Consider the following 8,395-nt stretch of genomic DNA (forward strand, 5'->3'; position numbering starts at 1 on the left):
AACGCGAGCCCGTGCGCGGGCGACGCACACGACGCGCACAGTCCGGGAGCCGCCGCATGTCGATCCTGAACCCCGAGCCGCTCTGGCGGCCAGAGCCGCAGCGCATCGCAGAAGCCCAGGTCACCAGGTTCCAAGCCTGGGCGGCCGAGCATCACGGGGCCCCCGCCGACGGCGGGTACCCGGCCCTGCACCGTTGGTCAGTCGACGAGCTCGAATCATTCTGGAAAGCCGTCACGGAATGGTTCGACGTACGGTTCTCCACGCCCTACGCGCGCGTGCTCGCTGACCGTGCCATGCCCGGCGCCCAGTGGTTCCCCGGAGCCACCCTGAACTACGCCGAGCACGCCCTGCGTGCGGCTGCCGACCGCCCGGACGAACCGGCCCTGCTGCACGTCGACGAGTCCCACGAGCCACGTCCGGTGACCTGGTCGGAGCTGCGCCGCCAGGTCGGCTCGCTGGCCGCGGAACTGCGCGCCCTCGGTGTCGGCCCCGGAGACCGCGTCAGCGGCTACCTCCCGAACATCCCGCAGGCCGTCGTCGCCTTCCTCGCCACCGCAGCCGTGGGCGGCGTCTGGACCTCCTGTGCCCCCGACTTCGGCGCCCGCAGCGTCCTCGACCGCTTCCAGCAGGTCGAGCCCGTCGTCCTGTTCACCGTCGACGGCTACCGCTACGGCGGCAAGGAGCACGACCGCCGCGACGCCGTCGCCGAACTGCGCCGCGAACTGCCCACCCTGCGCGCCGTCGTCCACATCCCGCTCCTGGGCACCGACGCCCCCGAGGGTGCCCAGGAGTGGTCGGCCCTCACGGCCGCGGACGGGGAACCGGTCTTCGAACAGGTCCCCTTCGCCCACCCCCTGTGGGTGCTCTACTCGTCCGGCACGACCGGCCTGCCCAAGGCCATCGTCCAGAGCCAGGGCGGCATCCTCGTCGAACACCTCAAACAGCTCGGCCTGCACTGCGACCTCGGCCCCGAGGATCGTTTCTTCTGGTACACCTCGACCGGCTGGATGATGTGGAACTTCCTCGTCTCCGGCCTTCTGACCGGCACCACGATCGTCCTCTACGACGGCAGCCCCGGCCATCCCGACATCGGCGCCCAGTGGCGCGTCGCCGAACGCACGGGAGCCACCCTCTACGGCACCTCGGCGGCATACGTCATGGCCTGCCGCAAGGCGGACGTGCACCCGGCCCGCGACCACGACCTCACCAAGGTCCAGTGCGTCGCCACCACCGGGTCACCGCTCCCGCCGGACGGCTTCCACTGGCTGCACGACGAGTTCGCGGAGAGCGGGGCCGACCTCTGGATCGCCTCGGTCAGCGGCGGCACGGACGTCTGCTCCTGCTTCGCCGGCGCCGTCCCGACCCTCCCGGTGTACACCGGAGAGCTCCAGGCACCCGGCCTCGGCACCGACCTGCAGGCCTGGGACCCGAGCGGCCGTCCCGTCATCGACGAGGTCGGCGAGCTCGTCGTCACCAACCCCATGCCGTCCATGCCCGTCCACTTCTGGAACGACCCGGACGGCAGCCGCTACCACGACAGCTACTTCGACACGTATCCCGGCGTATGGCGCCACGGCGACTGGATCACCGTCACCTCGCGCGGCTCCGTCGTCATTCACGGCCGTTCCGACTCCACGCTCAACCGCCAGGGCGTGCGGATGGGCTCCGCCGACATCTACGAGGTCGTCGAACGGCTTCCCGAGATCAAGGAGTCCCTCGTCATCGGCATCGAGGAGCCCGACGGCGGCTACTGGATGCCCCTCTTCGTGCACCTCGCCCCCGGAGCCGCCCTCGACGACGCGCTGCTCGGTCGCATCAGGGCGGCCATCCGCGAACAGCTCTCGCCGCGCCACGTCCCCGACGAGGTCATCGAAGTGCCCGGCGTCCCGCACACCCTCACCGGGAAGCGCATCGAGGTCCCGGTGAAACGCCTCCTCCAGGGCACCCCGCTGGAGAAGGCGGTCAATCCGGGCTCCATCGACAACCTGGAGCTGCTGCACTTCTACGAGGCACTCGCGCGCAAGCGCTCCTGACGGCCCTGGAGAGCCAGCTCAGCCCCCGTAGGTCGCCTCGGACTCGCCCAGCACCAGGGCGAAGTCCGAGGCCAGCCGAGCGGCGTCGGGCGGCTCCAGCTCGGCGACGGAGATCCGCACCCCCGGCCCCGACGCCAACCGGAACCTCGCGCCCGCCGCGACCCACCAGCCGCACGACCGCAGCCCGTTGACGGCGGCCGACTCGTCCCGCACGGGCACCCACAGGTTCATCCCGCTCACGCCGTGCGCCGCGATGCCCCTGGCCGCCAGCTCCCGGACCAGGGCCCCCCTGCGCAGGGAGTACGTCTCACGCGCGCGTGTCACCAACGCGCGCGTGCCGTCGTCCGTGAGCAGTCCGTGGACCGTCTCCTGCAGGAGATGACTGACCCAGCCGGACGTCAGCAGCAGCCGTCCGTCGTGCCGGGCCAGCGTGGTCGCGTCGCAGGCCGCAGCGGCCCACCGCAGATCGGTACCCAGGAACTTGCTCACCGTCCGCACATGCACCCAGCGCGCCGGCCCGTCCGACGTCAGGGTCCGCAGCGACGCGTCCGCCACCACGGACGCGTGGTCGTTCTCGACGACCAGCAGCTCCGGCGCGTCCCGCAGGATCCCGACGAGCTCGTCCCTGCGCGCGACCGAGAAGCAGCCCCCATAGGGGTTCTGCGCCCGAGGACTGCACACCAGCGCCCGCACGCCGGCCCGTACGGCCGCACGCAGGGCGTCGGGACGCACACCCTCGTCGTCCACGGCCACAGGGACGCTGCGCAGCCCCAGAGCCGTGACCAGGTCCAGCAGATGGTGATACCCCGGGTCCTCCATGGCCACGGCGTCACCGGGCCGCAGCTCCACGGACAACAGCCGTCCGATCAGGTCCAGGGCTCCATGCGCGAAGGTCACGTGCTCCACCGGAACACCGTCGGGGCGCAGCCAGTCCCGCACGGCCTCCTCCAGCCGGGGCAGCCTGGGCGTGGAGCGATGGGAACGGACACCGGGGGACAGCCGGGAAGGCGGCACCAGAGCGGGCAGCAGCTCCGGGTCGGGATGCCCGCCGGCCAGATCCCGCAGCCCCTCCGGCACCTTGGGCGGCCTCCGGGAGGCAACGGCCGGCACCGCCGCCACGACCGTGCCGCCACGCCCGCGCGTGACGACGATGCCCCGTCTGCGCAACTCCTTGTAGGCCGTCGCGACCGTCCCGGGGCTCACCCCTAGATCGTCCGCGAGCCGCCGCACCGGAGGCAGCGCCGCCCCCGGCCCCAACGCGCCGTCGGCCACGCCCTGTTCGACGGACGCGGCAATCCCCTTGGCCGTCGTACCACTGATCCCATATTGTGTTGCCACATCAATAAGTATGTATCAATACATAACTTCACGCAAGGGGGAGTCAGTGCGTCCGATCCGCCGCGCAGCCACACGGCCGAGTCGCACACCGGGAGGGCGCGACGGGCGAAAAATGCTGACCATCGCCCTCGTCGACCGCATCGGCAGCGGACTGTGGGCATCCGTCAGCGTCCTGTACTTCACCTACGTCTCCGGCCTCTCCGTCGGCCAGGTCGGCACCCTCGTCGCCGTGGCCGGCGCCGTCGGCATCGCGGGCGCCCCCATCGGCGGCCGGCTCGCGGACCGCTTCCCGCTCACCCGCCTGCTCGTCGCGCTCCAACTGGTGCGCGCCCTCGCTTCCTTCGCGCTGCTGACCACCGACCACTACGCCCTCCTCGTGGTCTACTGCGCCCTCGGCGGCTTCGGCGACCGCGCCGCCAACATCCTCACCAAGCTCTACGCGACCCGAGTCGCCGGCCCCGACCGCGTCCGCTACCAGGCGCTCCAACGCACGGTCGCCAACGCCGGCTGGGCCCTCGGCGGCCTCGGCGCGGCGGCGGCCCTCGCCCTCGACAGCACCGCCGCCTACCGATGGCTCCTCGCCGGCGACGCCCTCTCCTTCGCCGTCTGCGCCCTCCTCACCCTCCGCTGCGGCGAACCCCGCTCCGCCACCCGCACCGTGAGCACCTCGAAAGACCCCGGGCCCACCACCACACCGACCAGCCCATGGCGCGACCGCACCTACCTCGCCTACGTGGCCACCGACACCGTCCTCTTCCTCGACGACGCCGTCTTCAAAGTCGGCCTGCCGCTCTGGATCGCCCACAGCAGCACCGCACCGCACGGCCTCGCACCCCTGCTGATGGTGCTCAACAACGTGATGGTCGTGGCCCTCCAGGTCCCCCTGGCCCGCTTCGGCGCCACCACGGCCGCAGCCCGCGCACTGCTGCTCCCGCTCTCGGCGGCCTTCGCCCTCGCGGGCACAGCCATGGCCGCCTCCGCGACCGGTGGAACCGCGGCCGCCACCCTGTGGCTCACCGCCGCGGCCATCCTCTTCACGCTCGCCGAGATGCTCCACGCCACCATCTCCTGGGAACTCTCCGTCGCCCTGGCTCCCGACACCGCTCAGGGCGCCTATCTCGGCGTCCACGGCCTGGCCCAGTCCGTCCAGCGCAGCATCGGACCACTCGCCGTCACCGCGGCAATCGCCACCGGCCCTCTGGGCTGGCTCACCTTCGGCACCGCCATCGCCCTGACCTGCGCGATTCAGCATCGACTGGTCCGCAGCAAGATCACGCCCAGTCCATTGTCAGTGCCGCCGGTTACTGTGAGTGAGCATTGATCGACCGTGCTCCATCGTGCTCACAGGGGGAAACATGGCACGCACCGACCACCAGACCATGCGCCGCGTTCTGCGCCGTGAGATCGCCGGCGCCATCGGCCTGCTCACCGACGAACACGACTTCCACGCCATGCGGCGCTACCGCAGCTTCACCTTCGACGACCACGCCACCTACCTCCGGCAGGTCGAGGCACTCCTGAGGACCCGCGCCCTCCAGGGCAGCCACACCACGGTCGTCCTCTTCGACCCGCAGGAGTACGCCGAATACTGCGCCGCCAGGAGCCTCGACCCCGATCTCCCCGCCAACCGCACCCGCTTCACGGCCCAACTCGCGACCACCGGCCCCACCATCCCCTACGAGGGCCAGCCCCTCGCCGACCTCGTCCCCGCCCTCGTCGACGAAGCCGTACGACAGGCGACCTGGGAGTTCGCGGCCACACTCCTGGCCCGCCTCGGCGCCTGCGCGACCTGCGGCGAGGACATCGGCCGCGCGGCCTTCGCCCAGGCCTCCGACCTCCTCACCCGCATCCTCGACACGGCCCAGCCCGGCAACCGACACCTCGTCTGCAGTGTCACCGGCACACCCGAAACACTCGTCGCCGTCCTCCACGCCGACGACGACGCCGACGGCACCACCCGGCTCGACGAGGCCGAAGCGCTGGAGTTCACCACCGTCCTCGCCCTCGGCCTCGCCACCCAGGGACCCGGTGGCCTGGTCATGCGCACCACGGCCCCCGACACCCCCGACCGGGTCTACGGCTGGCGCATGCGCGGCGACGGCCTCGAGGCGCTGACCGCCGGAGAGGTCTTCGACGCCTACTGCACCGACGCCGAATCAGGCGACCTCATCGCACCCGAATCCGGCGTCGACTACTGCGTCCCACCGGACCTCGGACCGGAGGGACCCACCGGACTCGCGGAAGACCACCATCACTGAGCGAACCCCGAAGGCCCACGCACAAGGGCGCTCCACCCGAAGGCGGAGCGCCCCTGCTCACCGGCCGACAGCCGGCCCGATCCGGCTACTCGCCCGACAGCACGGCCTGCGCCGCCTTGCGCGCCTCGTCGGCGCTGTCCGTCGCGCGCGCAGCCGCCGCCGCACGCTCGCACTGCGCCAGCGTGTACTTCGCCAGCGTCGCCCGCACATAGGGAATCGACGCCGAACCCATGGAAAGAGAGGTGACGCCCAGACCGGTCAGCACACACGCCAACAGCGGGTCGGCAGCGGCCTCGCCGCAGACGCCACAGCTCTTGCCCTCGGCCTTGGCCGCCTCGGCGGACAGCGCGACCAGGTCGAGCAGAGCGGGCTGCCACGGATCCTGGAGCCGGGACACCGCACCCACCTGACGGTCCGCGGCGAACGTGTACTGCGCGAGGTCGTTCGTCCCCAGCGACAGGAACTCGACCTCCTGCAGAATCGACCGGGCCCGCAGCGCGGCCGACGGAATCTCCACCATCGCCCCGAACTTCGCCCGCAGCCCGGCCGCACGGCACGCGTCCGCGAACGCCTTGGCATCCGCACGGTCCGCCACCATCGGGGCCATCACCTCGAGGTGGACCGGCAGCCCCTCGACCGCCTTCGCCAGCGCCGTCAGCTGCGTACGCAGCACCTCGGGATGATCCAGCAGGGTGCGCAGACCACGTACACCCAGCGCCGGGTTCGGCTCGTCGGCCGGAGTCAGGAAGTCCAGCGGTTTGTCCGCACCCGCGTCCAGCACGCGCACGACGACCCGCCCCTCGGGGAACGCCTCGAGCACCGCCCGATACGCCTCGACCTGCTTCTCCTCGGTCGGCGCGTTCTTGCTGTCATCAAGGAAGAGGAACTCGGTGCGGAAGAGACCGACACCCTCCGCCCCCGCCTCGACGGCGGCCGGCACGTCGGCCGGTCCCCCCACGTTCGCCAGCAGCGGCACCTTGTGACCGTCGGCGGTGGCACCGGGCCCCGTCGACGAGGCGAGCGCAGCCCTGCGCGCCGAGGCCGCGGCCTGGAGCTCCGCCTTCTTCTCTTCGCTCGGGTTCACGAATATCTCGCCGGAGCTGCCGTCCACGGCGATCATCGTGCCCTCGGCAAGCTCACCGGCCCCCGGCAGCGCCACGACAGCCGGCACCCCGAGCGCACGCGCCAGGATGGCGCTGTGACTCGTCGGCCCGCCCTCCTCGGTCACGAAACCCAGCACCAGCGTCGGGTCCAGCAGCGCGGTGTCGGCCGGCGCCAGATCCCGGGCCACCAGCACGTACGGCTCGTCGCTGTCCGGGACGCCAGGCATGGGAACGCCCAGCAGACGGGCGACGATACGATTCCGCACGTCATCCAGATCGGCCACCCGCCCGGCGAGGTACTCACCGGCATTCGCCAGCAGCTCGCGGTAGGAGGCGAACGCGTCGTACACGGCGCGCTCGGCCGTGCTGCCGACGGCGATCCGCCGCTCGACGTCCGCCATCAGCTCGGGGTCCTGGGCCATCAGGGCCTGTGCCTCGAGCACGGCCTGGGCCTCGCCCCCCGCCAGATTGCCGCGCGCCATCAGGTCGGCCGCCACAGCTTCCACGGCCTTGCGGGCGCGTCCCTGCTCGCGCTCGGCCTCCTCCTCGGGGATCTGCTTGGCAGGCGGTTCGAGTACCGCCGTTCCCATGTGCCGAACCTCGCCGATCGCCACACCGTGGCTCACGCCGACGCCTCGCAGCGTTGTCTCCATCTCACCCGTCTCCGATAGTGCGGCGGGTCCCGCCGCCGCGGTGGTTGTCCTACGAGCCGTCGCCGGTCCTCGTCACCTGAGATGTGCTGACGACGACCGACGACGGCGTGGGCATCACTGCCAGGAAAAGAGAACGTCGCCGGCCTTCACGTCGCCGTCTTCACGGAGCTCGCCGAGAGCGTCGGCCGTGGCCTCCAGTGCCACGACGGGGCACACGGGGGACTTGCCGGCCTCCTCAACCGCTGCCGGGTTCCAGCGCACGACGCTCTGACCGCGGGTCACGGTGTCGCCCTTGTTCACGAGGAGCTCGAAGCCCTCCCCGTTGAGTTGCACGGTGTCGATGCCGAGATGGGTGAGTACGCCGTGCCCCTCGGAGTCGACCACGACGAAGGCGTGCGGGTGGAGGGAGACGATGACTCCGTCCACGGGTGCGACCGCCTCGGAGGGCTCGCGTACCGGGTCGATCGCCGTACCCGGGCCGACCATGGCCCCGGAGAAGACAGGGTCCGGCACCGCTGCCAGTCCGATGGCGCGTCCTGCGAGAGGGGACGTCACGGTGGTCATGGGAAGCCTCCCAAGTGGAGATGTATGGGCCGTTGCTGCGTGGACTGCTTGTCCAGGACGGCGCACTGTGCAGCAGGGTATGTCATATGAAGTACCGGTTCCGCACCAGAGCGACCATCGTGGTCTAGACCACCACTCTAATGGATTTGCACGCGCTCTGCGGCCGCGTGTACAGTCGTACTCCTGCTTGAGGGTGAGCGACGCGATCAAGCGCGCTTATCGGGCAGCAACCAACTCGGTCGGATCCTAACTCTGGATCACCTTCTGCATGCCTGCAGGACGGTGGTCAGGACAGCGGAAAAACACTGATAGAGTTGGGAACGCAAGACCGAAGGGAAGCGCCCGGAGGAAAGCCTGAGAGTGTCTCGGGTGAGTACAAAGGAAGCGTCCGTTCCTTGAGAACTCAACAGCGTGCCAAAAATCAACGCCAGATATGTTGATACCCC

At 70.7% G+C, this 8,395-nt stretch carries 7 protein-coding genes; 3 read left to right on the forward strand and 4 right to left on the reverse strand.

What is annotated here, in order from left to right; translation table 11 throughout:
• Positions 1 to 56 precede the first annotated feature (56 nt).
• The gene (locus ACFPIH_RS34960) at positions 57 to 2,033 is read left to right on the forward strand and encodes an acetoacetate--CoA ligase (RefSeq protein ID WP_381181247.1); all 1,977 of its coding nucleotides are present in this window, start codon (positions 57 to 59) and stop codon (positions 2,031 to 2,033) included.
• Between the two features lie 18 nt (positions 2,034 to 2,051).
• On the opposite strand, the gene ACFPIH_RS34965 is transcribed toward ACFPIH_RS34960, so the two are convergent.
• On the reverse strand, positions 2,052 to 3,371 hold the full coding sequence (locus ACFPIH_RS34965; protein ID WP_381181245.1) for an aminotransferase class I/II-fold pyridoxal phosphate-dependent enzyme: 1,320 nt from the start codon (positions 3,369 to 3,371) through the stop codon (positions 2,052 to 2,054).
• Between the two features lie 112 nt (positions 3,372 to 3,483).
• On the opposite strand from ACFPIH_RS34965, the gene ACFPIH_RS34970 reads away from it, so the two are divergent.
• Both ACFPIH_RS34970 and ACFPIH_RS34975 read left to right on the forward strand, forming a co-directional pair.
• Positions 3,484 to 4,692, forward strand: coding sequence for an MFS transporter (locus tag ACFPIH_RS34970; RefSeq protein ID WP_381181244.1), 1,209 nt, complete (start codon positions 3,484 to 3,486; stop codon positions 4,690 to 4,692).
• A gap of 34 nt (positions 4,693 to 4,726) precedes the next feature.
• Positions 4,727 to 5,629: a hypothetical protein gene (locus tag ACFPIH_RS34975; protein WP_381181242.1), complete on the forward strand. Its 903-nt coding sequence runs from the start codon at positions 4,727 to 4,729 to the stop codon at positions 5,627 to 5,629.
• A gap of 85 nt (positions 5,630 to 5,714) precedes the next feature.
• Here ACFPIH_RS34975 and ptsP read toward each other — a convergent pair whose 3' ends face one another.
• The 3 genes from ptsP to ACFPIH_RS34990 all read right to left on the reverse strand — a co-directional run.
• A complete protein-coding gene (gene ptsP, locus ACFPIH_RS34980; protein ID WP_381181240.1) occupies positions 5,715 to 7,385 on the reverse strand; it encodes a phosphoenolpyruvate--protein phosphotransferase in 1,671 nt (556 codons plus the stop codon).
• Positions 7,386 to 7,499: 114 nt separating this feature from the next.
• Positions 7,500 to 7,949, reverse strand: a complete 450-nt coding sequence (locus ACFPIH_RS34985) for a PTS sugar transporter subunit IIA (RefSeq protein WP_381181238.1) — start codon at positions 7,947 to 7,949, stop codon at positions 7,500 to 7,502.
• Between the two features lie 257 nt (positions 7,950 to 8,206).
• Positions 8,207 to 8,395: hypothetical protein (locus ACFPIH_RS34990; protein WP_381181236.1), on the reverse strand; the 189-nt coding region annotated here is incomplete at its 5' end.

The sequence above is a fragment of the Streptomyces vulcanius genome (genome assembly GCF_042653945.1).
GTDB classification, from domain to species: domain Bacteria; phylum Actinomycetota; class Actinomycetes; order Streptomycetales; family Streptomycetaceae; genus Streptomyces; species Streptomyces mangrovi.